Genomic DNA, 22,888 nt, shown 5'->3' with positions numbered 1-22,888 from the left:
TACAGAGAAGGGCTTAAGAGGAAGATGATTACACATGGAAGTTACATCTTTTGGTAAAATAGGATGCATGACGAATTAGTGAAGGGAAGTGACTCTATTTAATGGATAAGCAATTCGAAGAGATGCAAACACGCATGTTCGAGTTAGAATCTCAAGTTGAAATGCTTCAATCCCTTCTATTTCGAGTGATTGAGCAAGATTCAATACTACATAATCAGGTGAAAACTGAATTAGAGTACGTCTTATTAAAACATGACCTACCAGTCGGAAAGAGACATGATGTTTCATTTTTTCTGATTCGACTCGAGAAGGCGTATAAGTTTGAAAACAAAATACCGACGTTCGCTTCATTTCATGAAGAATTGAAACTAGTGCTTGAATTAGAGGAGTTATCAGAAGAGGTTTCCGTTCGATTGATTCAAGAGTATGTAAAACGTGGAGTTTTTACTGTGGGTAACATGATTAAATATAAATAGTGAGGACGTGCATGTATGAATGAAGTACAACGATTAATGGATGAGGTCATTAGATTCAGAAATGAGCGTGATTGGGCGTTTCATCATAACCCGAAGGACTTGGCACTTTCCCTGTCGCTCGAGGCGAGTGAGCTCCTTGAGGTATTCCAATGGGTGTCGAGTGAAGAAGCGCTTGAGACGAAAAAGACGGAGATGGAAGAGGAGCTTGCTGACGTGTTGATTTACGCGTTGACATTCGCTCACGCTGCTGGCATCGATGTGTCAAAGGCGATTGAAGACAAGCTCGTGAAAAACGCAGTGAAGTATCCGAGTCCTCAGTCGAACGCATAAAGTAAAGAAGTACAATCCATCAGGACTGTACTTCTTTTTGTAACACATCTTTCATGACCTCATTTGTCGTTTGAATCGATGCAAATTCTTCATTCAAACTAGCGAGCGACACATCATGGATGACCGCTGCGGGGATCCATGTCCCGCTGATCGATTGACGGTCGAATGTTGCCGTCGCATCGGAGACGACGATTGGATTGAATCCTAAGTTTCCCGCCATCCGTGCGGTCGTCTCGACACAATGGTTCGTGATCAATCCGGTGATGACCATCTGTGTCGCACCAAGTGCTTCAAGTCGTTCCTGTAGGTCCGTTCCGATGAAGGCGCTATTCACCTGTTTCGTCAGGATGACATCTTGTTCACGAGGTTGGATGAAGTCTTGGAACAAATGACCGTCTTTTTTGAAATAGAAGAGTGAGGTTGGAACGTTCGTGACATGTTGGACGTAGATGATTGGTTGATTTTGAGTTTCCCACGCTTCAATCAACCGCGCGATATTCTCTTCACATTGTGGATTGTTGCGGTTTCCCCAGCTTGGATCATGAAAGGCTTGTTGGACATCGATGATGAGTAATGGAATGACCGGTGTTTGCATGTTGATTCCCCCTTGAATTGGTTACTTCAAGTGTATGCAACGGAGGAATACAGATACATAGAGGTTTGACGGAAGTTTCAGCGAATGACTTAAGAAAGAACGGATTATGTACCGTTTCACTTTATTTTTGAAAGGTGAATGACAAATGGATGAAATAGACCGCCATATTCTTGAATTGATGCAACAACAAGCCCGGATTTCGATGACCGAATTAGGACGACAGATTGGATTATCTACGCCCGCTGCGACCGAACGGGTAAAGCGACTTGAAGACCGTAAAGTCATTACAGGATACCGGGCCATCGTAAATCCCGAAAAGATGGACAAGCATATGACTGCCTTTATTCTTTATGACACACATCGGTGTGAGGCGTTCCGTGAATTTTGTCGTCAACAGCCGACTGTCATCGAGTGTCATCGCTTAGCCGGCCAGTATAGTTACCTCGTCAAAGTGGTAACGGAGAATGTACGCACGCTAGAGACGTTCATCGACGAATCGATGGAATACGGCCGTCCCTCATCGCTCATCAACCTTTCTTCGCCTGTGTCATTCCGACCTATCGTATAATATGACCTGGTTATTTTTTTGCCGTAGTGTTTCTGCGTAAATTTTATAAACTAGCAGAAGAAGAAGAAGAATGGTGAAAGGGTTGAAAAGTTATGGGTATCTACTATACACATCAACGAGAAGGGGCTTGGCAACAAGCTTTGAAGAAAGGGTATCTTGAAGCAAACGGCGAACACGCACTATTCATGGAAGAAGGGGTTGAAGATTTTAAAGCACCCTATGATTGGATGGTCGAACAGTATGAGAAACGAATTGGAATCTCATTGAACGGAAACTATCCGATTTGGTGTTGGGACGAGTTCCCCGACTTGGGACGAGATGGACATATTGGCAAAGGGAATCAAGGTGTGGTGTTGACCGTTGAACTACCAGACGAAGAGGTGTTGGCTTCCGAGTTTACGTATTGGCATCATGTGCTAAGTAACTTTCCATTATATGAGACGTTAGAAGAGTATGATCGAGAAGACGAACCGGATGAACTGTTCGTGCGACAATCGTGGGAACGTATATTTGACAAAGTATGGTGCGAAGCGTCCGTCGCGGACCAACCAAATGTTGAATTGGTGTATCAACACGTCGTTCACCGAATTGATTTGACCCAAGTTCGTGCTGTCATGCCATTCGTCGGTCGGGGAGACAGTTTATTGGACCGAGTAAGAGGGATGGGGTGGCGTATCGGATATAAGCTCGGCCTCATTCGTTCAAAGTCGTTTGAATGGAAAGTGTGATTAGACGAAACGTAGCTAACGTGAGTCAGCTGCGTTTTGTATTTAGATCTAATTGTTGTTCGATTCGATCAAGACGGTCAATTAATACCTGAAATTGTTCATTGTTTTGACGTTCCAATTCAAGTTTCTCTTCTGCGCGCTTTTCAAATCGATTGACTACTTTGACAAGCCATACAATTCCGAACACGATAGCGATAATCGGTAAGAAAAATGCAAGGCTTGCAAATAATGAACTAATGATGATATTCACGAGCGCTTCCTCCTTTTACGTATACATCTCATTATACTTCCAAATCCATCCAAAGCGAAAGAGTGGCACTGGCATTGTACCCTTTATTCTCGGTACACTGAATAGAGAGAGTTGAAAGGAGTCGATGGAATGGCAATCTATTATACATATCAGCACGCAGATGCATGGGAAGCCGCTAAGCGAAATGGCTTTTTATTTGGCAACCCGAACTACGGCATGCTTAAAGATCAGGATGATGCCAATCATCGACCTGCCTATGACTGGCTGGCTGACCAATATGAGCAGCGCATGAAACGATTACTAAATGGGAACGATCTTGTTTGGCTTAGTGATACCCCACCCAACGTCGCGCGTGGTGGTTTTTTAAAGGTTGGGGAGCCGGGTGTCGTCTTGACCGTCGAGCTACCCGATGAGGCCGTGTTAGAACTGGAAGCAGGATATTGGGTGTTCGCCTTAAATCGATGGTTCCTTTCTTTTGAAGACCGTGAGGCAGAGAACGAGGAAGAACTGCGTACATCGTGGGAGAAGATGTTCGACCGTGAATGGTGCGAAGCAATCGTTGAGGAATATCCCGAAACGAATACGAAATATTACTATATTGTCGACCAGATTCATCTTCACCAGGTGCTCGGTGTCCAATCGTTCGTCGAACAAGGTGTGTCATGAACAAGCCGACTCGACTTGGAACGGACGATGCTGGTTACGTCATCAACCAGACGTCCATCCGTCATATACAGCCTGAGTTTGAAACCGTCCTCTATAAAGCAATCGAACTGGTGAAAGAAGCATTCGGTGAACAGCTACATAGCATATACCTTTACGGAAGTATCGGGCGCGGGACGGCCGTTGCTGGGCAATCCGATCTCGATTTGACGGTGCTCGTGCATGAGGACATCGATGCCACAGAATTGGTGGAGCAGACGGAGCAATTACTAACGGAACATCCGGAAGTCATCAAAATCGACTACGATATCGGTCGTCTGGATGTGGCACTGGATTCAGCGAACCATTTTGAATGGGGCTTTTGGCTAAGACATCTCTGTGCGTGTGTTTACGGGGAAGATGTCTCGACTCAATTCCCGCTCATGAAGCCGGATGCTCGTGTGAGTGAGGCGTTAAATCAGGATTTGGTTTCCACGATTGAAACAGCCAAGTCTAAATTGCTTCATGGAAAGATATCTCATCTAGAGAAACGTTCCATCGTGAAGCGCGTCATCCGAGGTTGGTATTTGACGATCAACGTGAAGGACGAGAGTTTTGCATCGACTGTAGAAATGTGCTTGGCGATTCTAAAACTCTATTTCCCGGAAGATCTGCGAGTAGAGCAAGGGGAAGCGCTGTTGAGACAAGATGACATGACAAATCAACAGCTTCTAGACTATTTGAATGAAATAGATTGGACTTAACGATGCCGTTCTGCAATTGGGATGTACCCGTTCGGTCGTCTTCGCTTCACATCTGTGTCAAAGAAAAAATGAGGGACATATAGAGCGCTTGATACGTACATAATGATGACAAATTCGACTGCGGTCGGCCATTGAATGAGGTCGAATAAAAATAGAGACCATACGGGATATGAAACGAGACACATCGCCACTGTCATCCGACCCTTAGTTTGAATAAAACGGTACAAAATGCGCATCAATACGATATAAGGGAAGAATAGATAATAGAACATATTTTTCAATTGATGTCGTCCTTTCTTGCATATGTAAAGCCATCTAACTCAGTATAATCGAGGAGAGACGTACGACAAAGGAGAATTTACATGAAATCAATTGCCATCATCGGAGCTGGTATCAGCGGGCTCTACGCCGCGACTCAACTTCACCAAAAAGGATATAACGTCACAATCTTCGAGGCACGTGATCGAGTCGGCGGACGCATCTTCACGAAGGACGGCTATGACCTCGGACCGACATGGTATTGGCCAGATACGGAGAGGACAATCTCGGAACTCGTGGCTACACTCGGACTCGAGTCGTTCGTTCAACATACGACAGGGGAGATGGTGCTCGAACGACAGACGACGACCGCACCGGAACGACATGTGTTGCCAGAGGAAAGCATCGTTCAATCGAAACGTTTAGTCGGCGGGATGATGAGTCTGGTAGAAGCGCTTTATGCGAAGTTGCCCGATGACATCGTTCGGCTAGGGCATCGCCTCACGTCCATTGATCGACAGTCCGACCGAGTTCAATTGACGTTCCAAAATGGTTCGGTGCATCACACGGACGACGTGATTCTTGCACTTCCTCCACGCCTTGTTGCCAAGCTGACAATCCATCCTGAATTGTCAGCTTCAACACGAAATGCACTTAAGACGACTCCAACGTGGATGGCATCCCAGGCGAAGGCGCTCATCGTATACGAAACACCGTTCTGGCGAGAAGAAGGTCTGTCTGGCTTTGGGATGAGTTGGGTCGGTCCGCTTCAAGAGATTCATGACGCCTCGCCAATGGACGGTCAAGGTGCGCTGTTCGGATTCTTCCGTCTGTCACCGGGAGAACGAGAAGCGCTGGGGGGAGGACAAGTGAAGACGCGTGTCATCGAGCAACTGGAGAAGTTATATGGTCCGAAAGCGAATCACTTCTTGCGATTTCACTATATGGATTGGTCGACAGAATCAGAGACAGCGACATCTGACGACCTCATGCCGCTCACGGCATTCCCGGCTTACGGTCCAATCGAGCTCGGAGACTGTCTCCATTTGATTGGTTCGGAGACGGATGCGCAATTCGGGGGACATATCGAAGGGGCGTTGCGGTCAGCGGAGCGGGTTGTAAAGCAATTCAACATAGAAGATTAATCGAGCCTGTCACCCTGTGTGACGGGTTTGTTTCGTATAAGGAAAGATCATGATGAATACAACACAACTTCAAGCACAAGAGGAACAATTAACACTTTTGACGCTCGGTCACGAAGAGGCACTTCAACTCGGTCAAACGATCATCGACTTGGAGAAAGAGGACGGGGTGAACGTCGCTGTTCATATCGAAAAGAACCGTATCCCGGTCTTCACGTATTTGATGGAAGGAACGCCAGAAGAGAATTACATGTGGTTGTTTCGGAAGAAACGGGTGACGGACCACTATCAACTTAGCTCGCACTTCATCGCAAAGCGTTTTGAAGAGTCGGGTCTCTCACACGATACAGATTCACTGTTACCAGCGAGGAACGCTTCCGATCCGCGTGAACGGTGTCGGGATGATTGGTACGGTGTCAGTCGCAGGCTTAGCACTGGAGATTGATCATAAGTATGCGGTTAGAGGCATGGAACGTTATCGACAGTGTCAAAATTAAATGAAGAAAAAACGACTTAAAATCAAGAACAATTTGATTTTAAGTCGTTTTTTCTTATTGGATGGAAAATATAAGTACATTTTTATAGAAACGTTTCGATAAACCATTGCATCTCTTTTTGTAAGCGCTTATAATTTTGGTATACACAGGTGAAACGTTTCGATTAACAAATAAAAGTTAAAGGCGGGATGGAATGAGAGCGACACAATTAGTGCAGGAGATGACAGTAGCTGAAAAGGTGGGACAGCTTGTTCAGACACTGCCATCCATTTTTTCGGATGATGAGCAAGATGTGATCACCGGACCGATTGCGGAGTTGTTGAAAGAAGACGGCATCACCGACGAGAATAGGTGGAACATCGGATCGGTCATCGGAATCAGCAACGCTAAACAAGCGCAAAAGTTGCAGGAAAGTTACTTGCGACATAATCGACTCGGCATCCCGCTCTTGTTCATGGCGGACATCATTCACGGACACCGGACGATTTTCCCGGTCCCGCTCGCGATGGCCTGTTCGTGGGATCTCAACGAAATTGAACAAATGGCACGCACTTCTTCCGTTGAAGCGACTGTTTCCGGTCTACACGTCACGTTCTCTCCTATGGCTGACTTGTCACGCGACCCACGATGGGGGCGTGTCATGGAATCGAGCGGAGAAGACGTGTGGTTGAACGGTGAGATGGCGGCGGCATTCGTCCGTGGTTATCAGTCGGACGATTTGACGAGAGATGATACGCTGGCTGCCTGCGTCAAGCACTTCGCGGCGTATGGCGCGCCGGAAGGAGGACGCGACTACAATACGGTCGATGTATCTGACCGCGAGCTGCGTGAGTTCCATTTGCCGGCCTATAAACGAGCCCTTGAAGAGGGGGCGAAGATGGTAATGACGAGTTTCAATGTCGTCCATGGTGTTCCGGCCACGGCTAGTGAATATCTAATGCGGGATATCCTCCGCAGTGACTGGGGCTTTGAAGGTGTATTGATCTCGGACTGGACTGCAATCAAAGAACTCATCCATCATGGCGTCGCCGAGACGCTGAAGGATGCGGGTGAACTCGCACTCCGAGCTGGCGTTGATATTGATATGATGTCGGGCGCATACACGAATCATCTGGAAGCGGTGCTTGCAGATGGGGTCGATGAGGCTTTACTGGATGAGGCGGTCTTGCGGATTTTGAAGCTAAAAAAAGAATTAGGTTTATTCGACAACCCTTACCGGGGGATTGATCAAGCGAAAGAGACAACGCTCCACCTTTCAGATGGGCATCGAGACCAGGCGCGTCGTCTGGCAGAAAAGAGTGCGGTCCTTTTGAAAAATGATGGTGTCCTTCCGTTACAAAAGCAACGCATCGCGCTCATCGGACCGTTCGCCGACTCAAACGACGTGCTTGGTCCGTGGGACGGATATGGGAAAAGAGAAGAAGCCGTGACGTTGCGGCAGGCATTTGACCGGGCTGAAATTCCTTATGTGTTTGCGGAAGGATCGACCGTCGAAAAAGAAATTGATTGGACGGAGGCTTGCCGCATCGCAGAACAGTCGGATGTCGTCATCCTGGCGCTTGGCGAAGCCTCGTGGATGAGCGGTGAAGCCGGCAGCCGTACGGACATTCGTCTTCCGAAGACACAGCGCGAAGGGCTTAAGCGTCTAAAGTCACTCGGGAAACCAGTCGTGACGATTTTGTTCAATGGCCGTCCGCTCGATTTGCGCGACGTCGTTGAACATTCGGATGCGGTGCTTGAGGCCTGGTATCCGGGAACTGAAGCTGGTTCGGCGCTTGTGAACTTATTGTACGGGCAAGTCAGTCCGTCGGGGAAACTGACGATGTCGTTTCCTTATAACATCGGACAAGTACCGATCCGCTACGACGCGTTGCGGACAGGGCGTCCGTCAGACATCGAACACGCTGACCCACGCTACACGAGCAAATATCTCGACGCACCGAACGAGCCGCTTTTCCCTTTCGGATATGGTATGACATACACAACGTTTAGCTACAACGATTTCATCGTCAAAGACAAAACAGGCGGCATCGTCGAGGCGACTGTCGTCATTCGAAATGATGGGGCGACGACGGCAGAAGAAATTGTCCAATGGTATATCCAAGACAACATAGCCAAAGTCTCACGGCCGGTCAAACAATTGAAAGGGTACGAGAAAGTGACCCTCAAAGCCGGCGAATCCGTGACGGTAACGTTCACCGTTGAAGGAAATATGCTCCGCTATCTTCAGCCGAACGGTTCGTTTGACGCTGATCAGGGAACGTTTACGCTTTTTGTGGGCCCGAACAGCCGTGACGTATTGGCAAAATCTTTTGAACTAAAAACAAAAACGAGGTGTACGACGTGAATGTATTAACCGAACAGACAACACTAACATGCGGAGACGTGAGCCTTTCGCTCACTCCGATGGGAGACATCCGCCAATTTAAAACCGGACCGATCATGGTCAATCAGTTAATCCATCATCCATTTGACGGCTCGATGGCAAACCTTTATGTCCGACATGAGGGCGGAGTTGCCCGACCGTTGCTGGGATTGCATTCACCTAGTGATTTCGCGGCCTCTGGTCAGGAAATCGTTTGGTCAGGACACTATCCGGAGTTCGCATATGAAGTACGAGGGACAATCAGTGACCACGGCGTTCGCTTTGACGCTACATTCGAAGGGACAGGTCAATTCGACGTCACGTACGTCCAAGATCTCGGGCTTGCTGATGAAGGTGGTGTTCGCACGAATGAGGCTTACATGGCCCAGTATATCGACTATATGAAGACGGATACGGCGCTGATGGCGCGCCAAAATCAAAAGCAGTCGACCGGGTTCCCGGCGATTCGAATGACGTCGTCCCGAACTATCGCAGAATATGCGACGGATGGTTTTGATGTATATGGTACATCGTATAAATTGACCGGGCGGGCCGCAGGACTAGACAATGCGTTGCCTTCCCGTGTCTATCAATATGAGTTCGCTTTGCCGACACTTCGTACAGAGACGTTAGACATGGGGACGGAACGAGAAATCACATTCGAATTATCATTCGTTCAAGATCATCCTGAAGAGCTGACAGAGAATTCAATCAAGCATTTCACAACAATCGAAGCGGGCACGCCTGTCGATCAAACAGTACGTCCGCGCCCGCGACTTCACCAATCGTTCCAACCAATCAGCGGTGGCGGGCTCGCGATGAGCGAAATCGAGCGCCTCTACCCGGTGCGACGACTCGAAGAGATAGAGGGTGGACAGCTCATGTCATTCTTCACCGAAGAGGGTTCGCACGTCGTCTTAGCGGCGAAAGAGCCTCTCGTTGAGCGAAGTCACGGGAACATCTTATTGAACGCTGGGAGTCTGATGCCGGACGAGTCGAAGCTCGCGACGACCGTATTCATGAACGGTGTCTTTAACTCGCATATCGTTTACGGCAACACAAACTTCAACAAATGGACGACCAACGTCCGTAATCCACTCAATGTCCCGAAAACGTCAGGGCAACGCATCTATGTCGAGATGAACGGGGCATACCGTTTGCTGACGATGCCGAGTCTGTTCGAGATGCGTCTGAACGAGGCCGTATGGCGCTACGAGTTAGACGGGGAGACGATTATCGTCCGTACAGTTATCGCCTCAGATGCTCCTGTTATCAAGACGACCGTCGAATCGTCGCAATCGCGACGGATCGTCATGAGCCACCAGGTCGCGATGAACACGCAAGAGTACGTCGTTCCGTTCCGTATGGAGCAGATGGACAACCGGCTCCTATTCAAAGCGGACAATACGGCAGACAGCGCCGGAACACGACCTAATTTGGCGTACGCGATCGAAAGCAATCAGCCGTTTGAGCTCCTCAAAACGTCAGATTGGTTCGACCGATTGTTTGAGGACGATCTCGTCTGGATGTCTTTTGAGCCGAGTGAGCGTGTGACGATGCACCTTGGACTGGCCACTCACGTCCCGTTCGGACTTGATGAAAATCAGGAGCGACACGCTTACCGGACGTGGATGGATAGCTATATGAACGGACTCACGCTTGAAGGTGAGACACCTGACATCGAAGCGTTGAATATTCAAGCGTTTTGGTACGTTCAAAACATGCGGGTACACTATCAATCACCGCACGGTCTAGAGCAGTATGGTGGAGCCGCTTGGGGGACGCGGGACGTTTCACAAGGGCCGATGGAGTTCTTGCTTGCGACCGGTCATTTTGAAGAGGCGCGAAAACTCTTGCTCGTGATTTTCAGTCATCAATTTAAGGACGGAGATTGGCCACAATGGTTCATGTTCGATGAATATGAGGGTATCCAACAAGAGGATAGTCATGGCGATGTCATCGTTTGGCCGCTCAAGGCATTGTCGGATTACTTAGCCCGAACTGAGGACGTGACGTGTCTAGACGAAATAATTCCATTCCGCTATCGTGATGGAAAGACAGAAGCGGAAGCTTCACTGTATTCGCACGTGGAACGAGCACTTGGATTCATTGAAGATCACTTTGTCGAAGGTTCTGTCTTTTCGGCTTACGGTGGAGGAGACTGGGACGACACGCTCCAACCAGCCGATGAGGATTTGAAACGTCACCTCATCAGTTCATGGACGGTCACATTGACGTACCAAACGTTCCGTCAGTTGCACGAACAGTTGCCGGCGTCACATTTGGCAGATCGTTTAGGTGAGTTGAGCCAAGCAATTCGGAAGCAGTTCACAGACGAGATGATTCGAGACGGGGTTATCGCAGGATTCTTAAAAGAAGTTGATGGACGCTTCGAGGCGATGCTTCATCCGTCCGACGAAACGCTGCCAATGCGCTACCGCTTGTTGCCAATGACGCGCAGTGTCATCGCTGAACTTGTCGACCAAGACCAGATGACACGTAACTTTGATTTGATCGCCACGCATTTGACGTTCCCGGACGGAGTCCGTCTCATGAACCGACCTGCCGAGTACCAAGGCGGAGTCAGTCGTCACTTTATGCGGGCCGAACAGGCCGCGAACTTTGGTCGTGAGATTGGGCTGCAGTACGTTCATGCTCATATTCGCTACATCGAGGCGCTCGCGAAGGCGGGGCTTCGAGAGAAAATTCGCCCGGCCTTCAATATGATTAACCCGGTCCGGATGGATGAAGTGAAAAATGCCGCACCGAGACAACGAAATGCCTACTTCAGTAGTTCGGATGGAGATTTCGCTGACCGCTATACGGCGGAGGCACAGTTCAACCGTTTGAAAGATGGAGCGGTACCCGTGAAAGCAGGATGGCGCATTTATTCGAGTGGACCGGGAATCTGGTTCAACCAGCTCGTCTCGAATTACCTGGGGATTCGTCTCGGGACAAATCATGTCGAATTCGATCCGATTGTCGATGCGGACACATATGTGAAAATCCGCCTGTTCGGTGCGGAGACGATGGTCCAGTTCCGTACGGGTGAGCCGAGTATAACGCTGAATGGTCAGAAGTTGAACGGTCACACTCTAACGAACCCATACCGCGAAGCAGGACAGCGTGTCGAAAAAGATGAATTTTTGCGCTACGCCAAGGAAAAGAATGAGTTAGTGATTACGGTGAAGGGGTGACGAATTCGTCACCCTTTTCTTAATAGGAGGACCATATGAACGCAAAAAAAGTGAGCACAGTCTATCAAGTATATCCAAAGAGTTTTCAAGACAGCGACGGTGACGGGGTCGGTGATTTACAAGGAGTGATCAGTCGCCTCGACTATTTAAGCTGGCTCGGGGTAGAGATGATTTGGTTGAATCCGGTTTACGTCTCACCCGGTTACGATAACGGCTATGACGTCGCAGACTATACACGAATCGATTCTCTGTTCGGGTCGATGGATGATATGAACGAGTTGATTCGTGAAGCACGTGGCAGAGGAATCGGCATCATGATGGACATCGTCGCCAATCACACGTCGCATCAGCATGAGTGGTTCCTTCAATCCGAACGTGACCCGGAAGGAGAATTTAGTGATTTCTACATTTGGCGTGATACGCCGAATGAATGGAGATCGTTCTTCGGGGGTGGGACGTGGACGTACTCACCGATTCGGGGTCAGTACTATTTCCACGCATTCGCTCCGGAACAACCAGATTTGAATTGGGGGAATGAGCAAGTACGCAAGGAAATGTCAGCAGTCTTAGCATTTTGGGTCGAGCGCGGGGTGACTGGTTTTCGGTTTGATGTCATTGATTTAATTGGTAAAGACGTCAATCGAAAGCAATGGCTTGTCTTTCCGTTGATGCGCCGTTACTTGAAAGATTTAGTCGCGCAAGTTGACACCTCTTCCTTGTTGCTTGTTGGGGAAGCGGGCGGGTTGACTCCGAACGAAATTCTAACTTTGCAACGGGACGGTTCGCTCGACGTCGTCTTCAATTTTGAAGTGTGTGCTCTCGATGAGCAGGCAGGGCAAGGCAAATGGGAGCTTGCTCCGTTCGAGCCGTCGAGACTGAAAACCACTCTCGATACGTGGCAACGAGCGTTTGCGGTGGAAGGACGCAATAGCCTGTTCTGGAACAATCATGATCAACCGCGTGTCATTTCACGGTGGTATGATGGTGACGAGCGGGCTGCGAAGATGCTCGCAGTCCTCCTGTACGGGTTGAAAGGAATCCCGTTTTTGTATCAAGGAGAAGAGATCGGGATGACGAACGGTACGATTGCGACAGAGGAGTACCAAGATATCGAGACGCTAAATTATTTGCGGACGGGTGGAACGCTTGATGCTGTTCGCATGAAAGGACGTGACCATGCCCGAATTCCGATGGCATGGGACGAAGGAACGAACTCGTTCAGCACGGGAATACCGTGGCTTCGATCAGCTCACGACGAAGCAGGCAGGGACGTCGCGACGATGCGTTCAGATGAAACGAGTCTGCTTCATCTGTACCGAGAATTGATTGCGTTACGCCGGACAAATAGACTGCTTCGAGACGGAGCTTATGAACTCGTCCCGACGGAGGAGCGGCTATATGTGTATCGCCGCATAATCGATGGAGAGCCCCCACTCCTTGTCGTCGCAAATTTGTCTCAAGATACGCTACCGCTACCCAGTGGTTGCGGGGAACGTTTAGTTTCGACAGAGAAGGTTGAGGCGCCAATGCTACGGCCGTATGAAGCGTTCATATGTTATAATTTTTGACAGAAGGAAGTGAGGAAATGGCAGGAATTAAAGACATCGCAAAAGAGGCTGGCGTTTCGATATCGACCGTCTCATATGCGCTGAACGGCAGTCCGAAAGTGACAGAAAAGACGAGGCAACGCATCATTAAAATCGCTGAAGAGTTGAACTACGTGCCGAACGCTGCGGCGAGGACGCTAAAAACGAGAAAGACGCATATTATTGGAGCCTTTTTAGGCGATTATTCCGGATCGTTCTATGGAGAGTTATTAAAAGGCATCAACCAAGAGCTGTCTGATACTGGCTATGAGTTGATTGTTTGCAACGGTCCCGAATCACATCGTCTGATGACCGAGCGCATGGTGGATGGGGCGCTCATCTTAGGGCATCGCTTCACCCAAGAACAGATTTTAGAGTTCGCAGACCGAGGCCACCCGCTGACGATGCTCGACCGTGAGATTGAGCATCCGAACATCAGTTGTGTGTTGCTCGATAATCAGATTGGGATGAATCAAGAGATGGACGCCATCTTAGAGACCAATCCTGGACAAATCCATCTTGTGAACGGACCGGTCGGCAATCATGACGCTGTCGAACGACGAAAAGTTGTCGTTGATCGCGCGAACGCGGCTAGGGTAACCGTCCGGGAATGGACCGGTGAATTCACGAAACGGTCAGGCATTCGTGCAGCGAGTGACTTACTTGAAGTTCTCGAAGAAGGGGATGCTATTATCTGTTTAAATGATGACATGGCGCTCGGGGTTTATGACGTCTTGCAAAACTCTTCTTTCAGAATCGGGGAAGATATTTCGCTCGTTGGCTTTGATAAACTCGAGATTACCAACTATACGCAGCCCCGAATCGCGAGCGTCAGTTATTCGAAGCCTGACTGGGGCAAAAAGGCGGCTCGCGCATTACTCCATCTGATTGAAGAGAAAGAAAATTCGAAAGAGACAATCCCTTCAAAGTTCATGAAAGACGCCTCGATTCGAAAAAAAAATAATAAAAGATAAAATACGTATTGTAAGCGGATACATTGTGAACTATAATGTTTATAGAAACGTTTAACCTGTTGATTTGCAGTAAAACCTTTGTATAAACATTATTTTTTTACACGATAATCGAAACGTTTCGATTATTGAGAAACGGAGGAATTCAGATGAAGAAATTAGGGTTAGCAGCGGTAGCGGGCACGGTAATCATTTCAGGTCTATTGGCGGGATGTTCTTCTGGATCGAGCGGCGATGACGCAAATACTATCACGGTCTGGGCAATGGGTGAAGAAGGAAAAGCTTTACCGAAACTAGCAGAACAGTATGAAAAAGAAAACGAAGGCGTCAACGTCAAAGTACAAGCAATCCCTTGGGATACAGCGCACGATAAACTGTTGACTGCGGTCGCTTCGAAAAATGGTCCAGATGTCGTCCAAATGGGAACGTCTTGGATGCCTGAATTCGTAGAGGCGGGAGCACTCGCGAATATGAAAGATTTCGTAAAAGATTACCCGGAACTTGATCCATCAAACTTTTATGAAGGATCGGTTGAAACGGTTCAATTCGAGGACGGTCTTTACGGGGCACCTTGGTATGTCGATACACGTGTTCTTTATTATCGGAAAGACGCACTTGAAAAAGTAGGTTACCCGGAAGCGCCAAAAACGTGGGATGAATTAGAAGACGCTTCGAAAAAACTTGCAGCTCGTGACGGGGAAGACATGTACGGGATTACGTTGGACACGAACGACCAAATGCTATCGTTTATGTTCGCTCGTCAAAACGGTTCAGAGCTGTTAACAGAAAATCAAGAGCCGCTCTTTGATCAACCAGAATTCATCGAAAGCGCAGAATATTTAACAAACTACTTCACAGAAGGATATGCACCAATCGATTTAGGGCTTGATGTTGTGCAGGCGTTCGGGGCAGAAGAACCGAACGTGCCGATGTTCATCAGTGGGCCATGGATGATTAACATTATCAATGATCAAATGCCTGACATTGAAGAGAAGTGGGGTACAGCCGTTCTTCCAGCGAAAGAAAATAATATCTCGTTCCTTGGTGGATCGAACTTAAGTATTTTTGAAAGCAGTGAAAAGAAAGACGAAGCCGCAAAGTTTATCGCATATATGAGTAAACCAGAAACACAGACTGAGTGGATGGAGATGACGAAGTCACTTCCATCAACAAAAGCGACATGGGCAGAGAACGAGACGCTCAAAAACGATGAGAAACTCAGAACATTCGGTGAGCAGATGGAAGCGGCAGAGCCGATGCCGATGATGATAACGTGGGAAAAAGTAGCACAAACATATTTGCAGAGCTTTGAGAAAATGTATCGCAGTGCGGCTACTGTAGAGGATGAAGTTAAGGTGTTCCAAGAAAAAGCGAAGTCGATTTTAAAATAAACAGAGGGGCACACCCCCTCTCGTTTAATTAAAGGAGAACCTTATGAAACAATTTCTTAATGATCGAGCGCCGTATGTGCTCGTCGCGCCGACGGTTCTTTTGTTACTCATGTTCTCAATCATGCCTTTATTTATTGCTTTTTTCATGAGTTTTACAGACATGGATTTGGCGGGAATTGCGAACTGGGCAAACATTGAATGGATCGGACTCACCAATTACATTGAAATTTTCAAAGATGAAGTGTTCATCCAAGCGTTATTGAACACGATTGTTTATGTCGTTATTGGAGTACCGATTGTGATAGGTCTTTCGCTTGCGATTGCGATGGCAATCAATTTCGGGACTGGTAAAGTTTTCGAATGGTTCCGTGTCGTCTTTTATATGCCGTCAATCACGAACGTCGTAGCAGTCGCAGTTGTCTGGGGCTTCTTGTTTAATCCACAGTACGGTCTCTTCAATTTTCTATTAAATACAGTCGGTCTTCCAGACGTCCCATGGCTACAAGATCCGTTTATCGCTAAGTTATCGTTGATCATGCTTGCCGTATGGCGTGCGGTCGGAATCAATATGATTATTTTCTTGGCAGCACTGCAAGGGATTCCACGCACGTACTATGAAGCGGCAGCGTTAGATGGGGCAAGTACGTTCCAGCAAATGTTTAAGATTACAATTCCGTTGCTCCGATACGCGATTTTCTTCGTAACGGTGACAACTTTAATCGGATGGATTCAGTTCTTCGAAGAACCGCTCATCATGACCGAGGGCGGTCCGCTCAATTCGACGACGTCGCTCGCGTTGTTTATCTACAACAACGGCTTCCAGCTCAGTAACTTCGGTTATGCGGCTGCCGGGTCGGTCGTGCTGTTCATTCTGATCATTACGGTGACACTCATTCAGTTCCGTCTTCAAAAGAACGAAAACAACTATTAAGGAGGGGCATTCATGATTCCAAATGAAAAACCGGTAGCCGTGAATGTGAAGCGGGAGAAATTCTCGCCACTTCCCGACTTAAACCATAAACGAAAAGCCAAACTCTCGCAGTTGCTCGTCGCGCTTGTTTTGACCGTCCTCGGTATCGCTTTCATGTTGCCGTTCTTCTGGATGGTAATATCGTCCTTTAAAACGGATGCGGAAATCTTGTCGCTACCGCTGACAATCTTACCTGAGAACGTGACGTTCGAGCATTACATCGATTTATTCGTGAATTTAAACTTTTTAACGTATTTGAAGAATACGTTGTTAATCGTGCTCGCATCATTTTTCGGTCTATTGCTCACGGCAATGGCTGGTTATGCGTTTGCGAAGCATAAGTTTAAGGGGAGTAACATCTTGTTCATCGGTGTCTTGGCGACAATGATGATTCCAGGTCAGGTTACGATGATTCCCGTTTATTTGATGCTCAATCAAATGGGTCTGACGAACACCATGATGGGGATTGTCCTCCCCGGTCTCGTTGGTGCGTTCGGGGTATTCTTGTTCCGTCAGTTCATGACGACGATTCCTGAGGAAATGTTAGAAGCGGCCCGATTGGATGGAGCGAGTGAGTTTCGAATTTTCTTCTCAATCATATTGCCGATGTCAAAACCGATTTTGGCGGTACAAGGAATTTTAACTTTCATCGGTGCTTGGAACAGTTTCTTGTGGCCGCTTATTATCGCTAATGATGAAGCTCTTTACACATTGTCGGTTGGATTAGCGCTTCTACAGGGGCAGCATGGTGGGAACTACGCCTTACAGATGGCTGGGGCCACATTCATGGTTGTACCGATTATCATTATCTTTATGATTTTCCAAAAACATATCATCGAAGGATACAATATATCTGGAATGAAATAAAATAATGGTGAACTAAAAGAAAGGGATTTCCGATTTGGAAATCCCTTTCTTTATTTGAATTTCTGAATCATCAACGCGAGCGATCGGGTGATCATCTTCATCTCGTCATCCTCGAGGACGGAGAACATCTCTTCCGCGAGGCGTTCTTCAATCGTGTCAATTTGTTTCGAGTACGCCAGGCCGTTCGGACCAAGCCGGATGAAGCTTTCTCGAAGGTTCTCAGGATTCTTTTCCCGCGCGACGAAGTCACGTTGCTCGAGCACTTTGAGCACCTGACTGACGGCACTTTTGGAAATGGACATCTTCGTAGCAATCTCTGTCGTCGTCCACGTCTCTTGGCGTTTAAAGAGAAGCAGCATCTGTTCTTGTTGATAGCTCAATTCGAACTGATTCAGCTCCGTGAAATATTTCGTGAACAGCAAGTCGAGCTCATCGATTTGGCGATACATCGTGAGGACTTGTTGCTTTCGTGTTTCATTCAACGTGTCATTCATCCTTTCTTTACGGTGTCCGTCGGAACGTTTCGCTCCGGAGGTATAAGAGGACACCACACACTAATCCGATTATACCAAACGCCAGCAAGAGCGTTTGAATCGGTACAGACAAGGCAACGAGTACCGATAAAATGGCGAACGCAATCGGTTCAAGGCCTGAGGCGGCGAGTGACATGATGCTCATGACACGCCCGATTTTGTCAGAGTCGCTTTGTTCCTGCATGATGGTGACGGTCGGCAAATAGACGAGCATAATCATAAATCCGCTCATAGAGGCCGCGACCGCGAGAAGCGGAATCGATTGAACTTGCGTATAGAGAAAGAATGCACCGAGTGTCAGAAACAGTGCGCGGAAGACGAAGCGTCCACGATGAACCGACCGCAGGAATAGAATCAGGAAGCTTGCGACGAACGTCCCGACGGCGAGACCGCCTTCGATGATACTCAAATCAAATGCCGTCCCTCTGACCGCACCAACGAGAATCGGGATACTCATGATGAGCGGTCCCATGACGAACAAGTTAACGATAGCGATGGCGAACGTCCCACTACGTAACACAGGTGTTTGAGATACGTAACGAATGCCCTCTTTCAAATCAACGAGTACATCTTTCGCTGAGAGTGGAGCGACCTCGGGAATGTTGTCTTGAATCAGCCGTGGCATGATCAAAATCGCGGAGAGGAAAATCAATGCAGCCGACGTGCCGAAACTGAGACCAAAACTTCCCCACGTCAGTAGGATCCCTGCAAGGAATGGGCCGATGACGAACATCAACTCCAGTGACCCTTGGAAAAGGGAGTTCGCACGTTGTAACTGTTGACCTGATACGATTGAAGGCATAAGTGATGACAGTGCCGGGTAAGACATTCCGTCTAAAAGACCAAACAATACGGAGATAATCAAGAGGGCTGTCACCGAATACGCGTCAGCGAAATGGAGCGCAACGACAATTAACATCAACACGCCTTGTCCGATATTTGTTAAGCATAACAAGCGACTCTTTTGAAATCGGTCGGCGAACACACCGCCGAACACCATCATGACGACACGCGGCAACGAGACCGCAGTCAAGATAATCCCGAGAAGCGTTGGTTGCTTCAACACATCGATCGTCAACCACGAGACGCTCAAGAAGAAAATCGAAAACCCGAGCGTGAGCGTCATCCCGGATAACCAAGTGAACACAAACCGAGAATTCTTCAATAAACTCATTTTTATAACCTCTTACTTTCATTCTTCAACATATAGTTAAGTTAACTAAACTATAAGGCGAGAAGTTCGTATCGTCAAGAAACATGACTTTGGTACGAAAATGTAAAATAACGGAACTTTTCTCATGTTCATCCCGTATAGTGGAATAAGAGGTGAAACAAAATGAACAAGCAAGAACGACTACATACAATCAAACAATCAAATCGAAAGCGACTCTTGCAACGCCTACTCTTAGCGCTTCCGGCAGGTCTCGCGGTCTACTTCTTAATGCGGACGGACGGGAACATCTGGATCGGATTCGCTATCATCGGCGGGGTGTTGCTTGCGACACGTTACTTCTTTTCGAATGAAGCAGACGCGATCAGTCAATTGTCGGAGCAAGAACAGGTGAAACGTGTCGTGACACTGCAGTATCACCTGGACTTCCTCTTCATCGCGTTGCTCGGACTCGTCAATCCGCTAGCCATTCGAATCATGGAATGGTCTTGGATTCCTGCGGTTCTCATCGGTGGGGCATTGCTTTATATCTTATGGGCTCAAGAGAAGCTCGATCAACAAATTCGCTGGCTCGACCCAGAACAACCGACACGTCGCGAGATTCGACGATTCTGAAAGGATGAATGAGATGAACAAACAAGAACGAATCAATACGATTTATCATTATCAACAGCGTTGGTTCTTTTGGAGAATGGGACTGGCAGCTCTGACTGGGATGTTTGTCTTTCTTGCACTTCAGTCTGACGGTGCGTCAAAGTATATTATTCCATTAGGGGTCACATTAGCAGGCATGTTGTTCGCCATCGGACGAGAGCGTCGCTTCGTCAGAAAGTTGACGAATGTGGAACAAGCCAAGCGCATCATCGATTGGCAATATGTATCGGAAATGGGACTCCTCGTCTTGTTGGCGATTCTCTTCCCATTAATCGTCCTAATCAATTGGCCGGCATGGTCGCTTTTCGTTGTCTTCTTAGGCGGGGTCATCTTATTGCAAGTCGCACAGAAAATGCTCGACCGACAGATGCCGCAGTATGACGAAGAACAGCCGATGCGTCGTGAAATCAAACTCGACTTTGTAAAAGACTGAGGTGATGCCGTGGACAAAGCAGAGCGACTTCAACAGATTGAACAGTTTGAGAAACGATATACTCGTCTCAACATCATCGTGAGCGTAGTCATGCTAGGAGTATCCATCTATTTTCTTTCGACATGGAGTCCGTATAGTATTCTTTTACCTGGTGTCGCACTTCTCTATACGACATGGCTTGAATGGAACAAGATGAAACTGCAGCAATCCTTCAACGAATCGACACGCTATCATCGATTGTTGCGGATTGATTTTACTGTCATGTTGAGCAGTTTGATCTGGTTTGTGATTTTGATTGGGTTGCATTTCAACGGAGTCGATATCTTACCGTGGATGAGTTGGACGCTCCTTATTGGCGGACCGTGTCTCATATTAATTCCGCTTTGGATTGACCGAAAACAGTCCGCGCTTGATGAACACCACGTCACATCGGGCGAGTGGGCTCGGTCAAACCGGGAACGTTTGAAACATACGTTAGATGATATTTCAAGGAAAGGTCGTAAGCAGTCATGACAAAGAAAGAACGGATTCAGGTAATCGGAGGATATCGGCAGTCACGAGAAACCCTCCACCTTTGGCTCACAGGAGCCCTTATTTTTTGTAACAGTTTTGTGCTCGGTTTTGACACGTGGTGGATATGGGGAATCGGTTCGGTCCTCACGGCTGTCCTACTCATAGGACTGACGATCAAAGAAGGACGTGTCTTACAGATTTTCACGGCAGGTCGAGGCATCTTGCTGACAAATCGTTTGTATCGTCTCTATTCTTACTGGATTGGAGCGGTCACAGCAGCAGTTCTCTTCAGTCGTCTGCAAATTGCACCCGTCGCATGGATCATTTTCGGTCTAAGCATCGTCATGTTAGCATGGACGCACTATCAGACCGTCCAACAATTGCGACAAGCCGACCCGGAGCAACCGACACGAGATGAGGTGACGAAGCACTACCGCTCGTATGAAAGGAGTACATATGCTGACGAAAGAAAAGCGAATTGAGCAGTTGCTGGAGCAGGATGACAGTCATTGGCGTTGGGGGTGGGGCGTCGCCATCGCAACCGTCGTGATGACGCTCGTGATTGCCACGCAGTCTAAACTCTATCCTCCGCTCCTCGTCTTCATCAGTTTTTTCCCATATCTCTGTTTCGAGTGGCGGAAGACAAAGCTTCTCCTGACCTTTAACGAGGATGCGCGTTATCAACGTCTAGTGTATACAGACTTTGGGATCCAGTGGCTCTGCTTCGTGTTAACCATCTGCTTGTTGGCTGCCTATTATGCCGACTCGTTGTCGCCCGTCGTCGCGATTGCTGGGTTGTTTGGGATCGGTGTGATGTCGATTCTGGCACCGTATGTCATCAATCGACACTTGCATACGCTCGATGCGCATCATGTACGTGGGAAAGAATTGCGCGAAGCGCGCGATCGACGCTTCCATGAGTCCAAAACGAACACCTGAGAAGGGTTCGTTTTTTGTTTGAGGACATCGGTCCTTTTCTTCTTCGGTACGGAGGCGTAAGCTGACAATGTATACAGAACTAGAAGAATCGAGGAAGACATTCATGTTAGCTATTTTGATTGGATTGACGATTGGGATTTTGCTGCCAATGCAGACGAGTGTCAACTCACGTTTGCGTCAGGTGGTCGGTTCGCCGTTCGTCGCATCCTTTTTATCGTTTACGGTCGGGACGATTTTTTTGTCCCTATTGCTCTTATTGACCGGACAGTCATTCGGATTTGACGGCTCGGTGATTCAGGAAGGTCCGGGTTGGATGTGGATTGGCGGACTGTTAGGAGTCTTGTTCTTAACGGGAAATATCCTGCTGTTCCCAAGACTCGGGAGTGTTCAGACGGTCATCATGCCGATTTTTGGGCAGATTTTGATGGGATTATTGATTGACCATTTTGGCTGGTTCAATTCTGTCGAACATCCAATTACGGCGCTTCGTTTGTTCGGGGTCGTGCTCGTCTTGTTAGGAGTCATCGGAACGGTCGCCTTATCCGACTGGCTCAACCGCCGAAGAGGCAAGCTGGTCGTCTCGATGGAAACGGACACCGGGAATCTGAACCTTTGGAGATTGTTCGGGATTTTTACCGGGATGATGAGTGCTACGCAAACGGCCATTAACGGCTATTTGGGAACAGTGCTCGAATCGTCACTGAAAGGGGCATTGGTCTCTTTCGTAGTCGGAACGATGGCGCTCTTGCTCATTCTACTCGTCTCACGCCAACCCGTTCCGCTTGGTCAACTGAAAGGTCAACCGTGGTGGATTTGGCTCGGTGGAATTATCGGGGCGCTCTTCATCGGAGGAAACGTCCTCATCGTACCGATCGTCGGGACGGGGATTGCTGTCATCATCGTCATTGTCGGCCTGTTATGTGGAAGTCTGCTCATCGACCGCTTCGGTTGGTTCGGAGCGAAGAAGAACCCAATCACCGGGGTGCAACTCGTCAGTCTGGTGGTCATGGTCATTGGAATTGTATTGATTCGTTTATCTTAAGGGGGG

Annotated in this window: 27 protein-coding genes; 22 read left to right on the top strand and 5 right to left on the bottom strand. The window is 48.0% G+C overall.

Translation table 11 applies throughout. From position 1 onward, the window contains the following. Positions 1–101: 101 nt before the first annotated feature. Both P400_RS0100685 and P400_RS0100680 read left to right on the top strand, forming a co-directional pair. Positions 102–476 carry a hypothetical protein gene (locus P400_RS0100685; RefSeq protein ID WP_026824427.1) on the top strand — a complete coding sequence of 125 codons (375 nt, stop codon included), beginning with the start codon at positions 102–104 and terminating at the stop codon, positions 474–476. Positions 477–491: 15 nt separating this feature from the next. Then, positions 492–806: a nucleotide pyrophosphohydrolase gene (locus tag P400_RS0100680; RefSeq protein WP_026824426.1), complete on the top strand. Its 315-nt coding sequence runs from the start codon at positions 492–494 to the stop codon at positions 804–806. Between the two features lie 19 nt (positions 807–825). Here the strand turns inward: P400_RS0100680 and P400_RS0100675 are convergent, their stop codons facing one another. Continuing rightward, entirely contained in the window at positions 826–1,401 is a 576-nt protein-coding gene (locus P400_RS0100675) for a cysteine hydrolase family protein (protein WP_026824425.1), read from the bottom strand. Positions 1,402–1,546: 145 nt separating this feature from the next. Between P400_RS0100675 and P400_RS0100670 the strand changes: the two genes are divergently transcribed. Together P400_RS0100670 and P400_RS15280 are read left to right on the top strand one after the other, a co-directional pair. Continuing rightward, positions 1,547–1,969 carry an Lrp/AsnC family transcriptional regulator gene (locus P400_RS0100670; RefSeq protein WP_026824424.1) on the top strand — a complete coding sequence of 141 codons (423 nt, stop codon included), beginning with the start codon at positions 1,547–1,549 and terminating at the stop codon, positions 1,967–1,969. Between the two features lie 92 nt (positions 1,970–2,061). Further along, positions 2,062–2,697: a DUF3841 domain-containing protein gene (locus P400_RS15280; RefSeq protein WP_051545914.1), complete on the top strand. Its 636-nt coding sequence runs from the start codon at positions 2,062–2,064 to the stop codon at positions 2,695–2,697. A gap of 25 nt (positions 2,698–2,722) precedes the next feature. Here the strand turns inward: P400_RS15280 and P400_RS0100660 are convergent, their stop codons facing one another. Continuing rightward, the gene (locus P400_RS0100660) at positions 2,723–2,947 is read right to left on the bottom strand and encodes a hypothetical protein (protein WP_026824423.1); all 225 of its coding nucleotides are present in this window, start codon (positions 2,945–2,947) and stop codon (positions 2,723–2,725) included. 129 nt (positions 2,948–3,076) lie between these two features. Here P400_RS0100660 and P400_RS0100655 point away from each other — a divergent pair, with 129 nt between their 5' ends. Together P400_RS0100655 and P400_RS0100650 are read left to right on the top strand one after the other, a co-directional pair. Then, positions 3,077–3,613: a DUF3841 domain-containing protein gene (locus P400_RS0100655; protein WP_026824422.1), complete on the top strand. Its 537-nt coding sequence runs from the start codon at positions 3,077–3,079 to the stop codon at positions 3,611–3,613. Then, a complete protein-coding gene (locus P400_RS0100650) occupies positions 3,610–4,353 on the top strand; it encodes a nucleotidyltransferase domain-containing protein (protein ID WP_026824421.1) in 744 nt (247 codons plus the stop codon). Before P400_RS0100655 ends, P400_RS0100650 begins: the two co-directional genes overlap by 4 nt. On the opposite strand, the gene P400_RS0100645 is transcribed toward P400_RS0100650, so the two are convergent. Further along, positions 4,350–4,634, bottom strand: a complete 285-nt coding sequence (locus P400_RS0100645) for a hypothetical protein (protein ID WP_026824420.1) — start codon at positions 4,632–4,634, stop codon at positions 4,350–4,352. The two genes, P400_RS0100650 and P400_RS0100645, sit on opposite strands and share 4 nt — an antisense overlap. Positions 4,635–4,715: 81 nt before the next feature. Here P400_RS0100645 and P400_RS0100640 point away from each other — a divergent pair, with 81 nt between their 5' ends. From P400_RS0100640 to P400_RS0100600, 10 genes are all read left to right on the top strand, one after another. Further along, a complete protein-coding gene (locus P400_RS0100640) occupies positions 4,716–5,756 on the top strand; it encodes a flavin monoamine oxidase family protein (protein WP_026824419.1) in 1,041 nt (346 codons plus the stop codon). Between the two features lie 52 nt (positions 5,757–5,808). Continuing rightward, entirely contained in the window at positions 5,809–6,198 is a 390-nt protein-coding gene (locus tag P400_RS0100635) for a heme-binding protein (protein ID WP_026824418.1), read from the top strand. Then, complete coding sequence (locus P400_RS15880) at positions 6,155–6,250, top strand: hypothetical protein (RefSeq protein ID WP_353047770.1); 96 nt, start codon at positions 6,155–6,157, stop codon at positions 6,248–6,250. Before P400_RS0100635 ends, P400_RS15880 begins: the two co-directional genes overlap by 44 nt. A 193-nt stretch (positions 6,251–6,443) precedes the next feature. Next, positions 6,444–8,597 (top strand): glycoside hydrolase family 3 N-terminal domain-containing protein, encoded by a 2,154-nt coding sequence (locus tag P400_RS0100630; protein ID WP_026824417.1) that lies wholly within the window; start codon positions 6,444–6,446, stop codon positions 8,595–8,597. After that, positions 8,594–11,812 carry a GH36-type glycosyl hydrolase domain-containing protein gene (locus tag P400_RS14710; RefSeq protein WP_034770669.1) on the top strand — a complete coding sequence of 1,073 codons (3,219 nt, stop codon included), beginning with the start codon at positions 8,594–8,596 and terminating at the stop codon, positions 11,810–11,812. Before P400_RS0100630 ends, P400_RS14710 begins: the two co-directional genes overlap by 4 nt. A 35-nt stretch (positions 11,813–11,847) precedes the next feature. Beyond that, on the top strand, positions 11,848–13,380 hold the full coding sequence (locus P400_RS0100620; RefSeq protein WP_026824416.1) for an alpha-glucosidase: 1,533 nt from the start codon (positions 11,848–11,850) through the stop codon (positions 13,378–13,380). Positions 13,381–13,397: 17 nt separating this feature from the next. Beyond that, complete coding sequence (locus tag P400_RS0100615; RefSeq protein WP_026824415.1) at positions 13,398–14,372, top strand: LacI family DNA-binding transcriptional regulator; 975 nt, start codon at positions 13,398–13,400, stop codon at positions 14,370–14,372. Positions 14,373–14,518: 146 nt separating this feature from the next. Next, entirely contained in the window at positions 14,519–15,760 is a 1,242-nt protein-coding gene (locus P400_RS0100610; protein WP_026824414.1) for a sugar ABC transporter substrate-binding protein, read from the top strand. Positions 15,761–15,803: 43 nt separating this feature from the next. Beyond that, entirely contained in the window at positions 15,804–16,691 is an 888-nt protein-coding gene (locus tag P400_RS0100605) for a carbohydrate ABC transporter permease (RefSeq protein WP_026824413.1), read from the top strand. A gap of 12 nt (positions 16,692–16,703) precedes the next feature. After that, positions 16,704–17,597, top strand: coding sequence for a carbohydrate ABC transporter permease (locus P400_RS0100600; protein WP_152538858.1), 894 nt, complete (start codon positions 16,704–16,706; stop codon positions 17,595–17,597). Between the two features lie 50 nt (positions 17,598–17,647). Here the strand turns inward: P400_RS0100600 and P400_RS0100595 are convergent, their stop codons facing one another. Next, positions 17,648–18,079 carry a MarR family winged helix-turn-helix transcriptional regulator gene (locus tag P400_RS0100595; RefSeq protein ID WP_026824411.1) on the bottom strand — a complete coding sequence of 144 codons (432 nt, stop codon included), beginning with the start codon at positions 18,077–18,079 and terminating at the stop codon, positions 17,648–17,650. A 19-nt stretch (positions 18,080–18,098) separates the two neighbouring features. Continuing rightward, the gene (locus P400_RS0100590) at positions 18,099–19,304 is read right to left on the bottom strand and encodes an MFS transporter (RefSeq protein WP_026824410.1); all 1,206 of its coding nucleotides are present in this window, start codon (positions 19,302–19,304) and stop codon (positions 18,099–18,101) included. Between the two features lie 162 nt (positions 19,305–19,466). Here P400_RS0100590 and P400_RS0100585 point away from each other — a divergent pair, with 162 nt between their 5' ends. From P400_RS0100585 to P400_RS0100560, 6 genes are all read left to right on the top strand, one after another. Continuing rightward, positions 19,467–19,916 carry a hypothetical protein gene (locus P400_RS0100585; protein WP_026824409.1) on the top strand — a complete coding sequence of 150 codons (450 nt, stop codon included), beginning with the start codon at positions 19,467–19,469 and terminating at the stop codon, positions 19,914–19,916. A gap of 13 nt (positions 19,917–19,929) precedes the next feature. Continuing rightward, a complete protein-coding gene (locus tag P400_RS0100580; protein WP_026824408.1) occupies positions 19,930–20,388 on the top strand; it encodes a hypothetical protein in 459 nt (152 codons plus the stop codon). A 9-nt stretch (positions 20,389–20,397) separates the two neighbouring features. Next, positions 20,398–20,901 (top strand): hypothetical protein, encoded by a 504-nt coding sequence (locus P400_RS0100575; RefSeq protein WP_026824407.1) that lies wholly within the window; start codon positions 20,398–20,400, stop codon positions 20,899–20,901. Beyond that, entirely contained in the window at positions 20,898–21,383 is a 486-nt protein-coding gene (locus P400_RS0100570; RefSeq protein ID WP_026824406.1) for a hypothetical protein, read from the top strand. The genes P400_RS0100575 and P400_RS0100570 overlap by 4 nt, the downstream gene beginning before the upstream one ends. Beyond that, the gene (locus tag P400_RS0100565; RefSeq protein WP_026824405.1) at positions 21,358–21,840 is read left to right on the top strand and encodes a hypothetical protein; all 483 of its coding nucleotides are present in this window, start codon (positions 21,358–21,360) and stop codon (positions 21,838–21,840) included. Before P400_RS0100570 ends, P400_RS0100565 begins: the two co-directional genes overlap by 26 nt. A gap of 103 nt (positions 21,841–21,943) precedes the next feature. Next, positions 21,944–22,882 carry a DMT family transporter gene (locus tag P400_RS0100560; protein ID WP_026824404.1) on the top strand — a complete coding sequence of 313 codons (939 nt, stop codon included), beginning with the start codon at positions 21,944–21,946 and terminating at the stop codon, positions 22,880–22,882. The last annotated feature ends 6 nt before the right edge of the window (positions 22,883–22,888 follow it).

It is taken from the genome of Exiguobacterium marinum DSM 16307 (genome assembly GCF_000620845.1).
Classification (GTDB): domain Bacteria; phylum Bacillota; class Bacilli; order Exiguobacteriales; family Exiguobacteriaceae; genus Exiguobacterium; species Exiguobacterium marinum.
Note: the sequence above shows the minus strand (reverse complement) of the source record. Positions and strands in the feature narration are given on the sequence as shown.

Bases quoted from the DNA above. Each gene is read 5' to 3' on its own strand.
- P400_RS0100685 (WP_026824427.1), top strand. From the start codon at position 102: ATGGATAAGCAATTCGAAGAGATGCAAACACGCATGTTCGAGTTAGAA.
- P400_RS0100680 (WP_026824426.1), top strand. From the start codon at position 492: ATGAATGAAGTACAACGATTAATGGATGAGGTCATTAGATTCAGAAAT.
- P400_RS0100675 (WP_026824425.1), bottom strand. From the start codon at position 1,401: ATGCAAACACCGGTCATTCCATTACTCATCATCGATGTCCAACAAGCC.
- P400_RS0100670 (WP_026824424.1), top strand. From the start codon at position 1,547: ATGGATGAAATAGACCGCCATATTCTTGAATTGATGCAACAACAAGCC.
- P400_RS15280 (WP_051545914.1), top strand. From the start codon at position 2,062: ATGGGTATCTACTATACACATCAACGAGAAGGGGCTTGGCAACAAGCT.
- P400_RS0100655 (WP_026824422.1), top strand. From the start codon at position 3,077: ATGGCAATCTATTATACATATCAGCACGCAGATGCATGGGAAGCCGCT.
- P400_RS0100650 (WP_026824421.1), top strand. From the start codon at position 3,610: ATGAACAAGCCGACTCGACTTGGAACGGACGATGCTGGTTACGTCATC.
- P400_RS0100640 (WP_026824419.1), top strand. From the start codon at position 4,716: ATGAAATCAATTGCCATCATCGGAGCTGGTATCAGCGGGCTCTACGCC.
- P400_RS0100635 (WP_026824418.1), top strand. From the start codon at position 5,809: ATGAATACAACACAACTTCAAGCACAAGAGGAACAATTAACACTTTTG.
- P400_RS15880 (WP_353047770.1), top strand. From the start codon at position 6,155: ATGATTGGTACGGTGTCAGTCGCAGGCTTAGCACTGGAGATTGATCAT.
- P400_RS0100630 (WP_026824417.1), top strand. From the start codon at position 6,444: ATGAGAGCGACACAATTAGTGCAGGAGATGACAGTAGCTGAAAAGGTG.
- P400_RS0100620 (WP_026824416.1), top strand. From the start codon at position 11,848: ATGAACGCAAAAAAAGTGAGCACAGTCTATCAAGTATATCCAAAGAGT.
- P400_RS0100615 (WP_026824415.1), top strand. From the start codon at position 13,398: ATGGCAGGAATTAAAGACATCGCAAAAGAGGCTGGCGTTTCGATATCG.
- P400_RS0100610 (WP_026824414.1), top strand. From the start codon at position 14,519: ATGAAGAAATTAGGGTTAGCAGCGGTAGCGGGCACGGTAATCATTTCA.
- P400_RS0100605 (WP_026824413.1), top strand. From the start codon at position 15,804: ATGAAACAATTTCTTAATGATCGAGCGCCGTATGTGCTCGTCGCGCCG.
- P400_RS0100600 (WP_152538858.1), top strand. From the start codon at position 16,704: ATGATTCCAAATGAAAAACCGGTAGCCGTGAATGTGAAGCGGGAGAAA.
- P400_RS0100590 (WP_026824410.1), bottom strand. From the start codon at position 19,304: ATGAGTTTATTGAAGAATTCTCGGTTTGTGTTCACTTGGTTATCCGGG.
- P400_RS0100585 (WP_026824409.1), top strand. From the start codon at position 19,467: ATGAACAAGCAAGAACGACTACATACAATCAAACAATCAAATCGAAAG.
- P400_RS0100580 (WP_026824408.1), top strand. From the start codon at position 19,930: ATGAACAAACAAGAACGAATCAATACGATTTATCATTATCAACAGCGT.
- P400_RS0100570 (WP_026824406.1), top strand. From the start codon at position 20,898: ATGACAAAGAAAGAACGGATTCAGGTAATCGGAGGATATCGGCAGTCA.
- P400_RS0100565 (WP_026824405.1), top strand. From the start codon at position 21,358: ATGCTGACGAAAGAAAAGCGAATTGAGCAGTTGCTGGAGCAGGATGAC.
- P400_RS0100560 (WP_026824404.1), top strand. From the start codon at position 21,944: ATGTTAGCTATTTTGATTGGATTGACGATTGGGATTTTGCTGCCAATG.